We start from the raw sequence: 584 nt of genomic DNA on the forward strand, positions 1-584 counted from the left end.
GCGCATTGGCGATCTCGTCACGCTTGGCCGCCGCATCCTTGTCGCCTGTCTTGGCGACGAGCGCGAACCATTTGTAGGACTCCTCGAGGTTCTGCTTCATGCCGACGCCCTTGGCGGCGAGGATGCCGAGATTGAACTGGCTGTCCTTGACGCCGACGTCGGCCGCCGCCTGGAACCAGTGCGCGGCCGATTCATTGTCGGTCACGCCGTCAGCCGCCATGGCAAACAGCACGGCCAGATTGTGCATGCCGCTGGCGTTGCCCTGTGCCGCGGAAAGCTGGTACCAGGTCTTCGCCTTCTTGATGTCGCGCGCGACGCCGATGCCCTTTTCGTAGAAATTTCCGATACGGTATTCGGCCGGCGCGAAGCCGAGTTCCGCCGATTTCTCGTACCATTTGGCCGCTGCCGCCATGTCTTCCTTGACGCCGCGCGACTCGGCATAGCGCGAGCCGATTTCGAACAGCGCCTTGGCGTCGCCGCTGGCAGCGGCATCACGCAAGGCGGCCGGGCCGGCGTCAGCGGGAATGTCGAATTTTGCCGTCGTCGCCGGCGAAGCGTCCACCGGCGGAACCGCGCCCGTGGTG

At 65.1% G+C, this 584-nt stretch carries 1 protein-coding gene; it reads right to left on the bottom strand.

The genetic code is table 11. From position 1 onward, the window contains the following. The coding region (locus EN969_RS34355; RefSeq protein WP_164758812.1) for a tetratricopeptide repeat protein at positions 1-584 on the bottom strand (584 nt) is incomplete at both ends.

The organism is Mesorhizobium sp. M7A.F.Ca.CA.003.01.2.1, from assembly GCF_003998945.1.
Classification (GTDB): domain Bacteria; phylum Pseudomonadota; class Alphaproteobacteria; order Rhizobiales; family Rhizobiaceae; genus Mesorhizobium; species Mesorhizobium ciceri.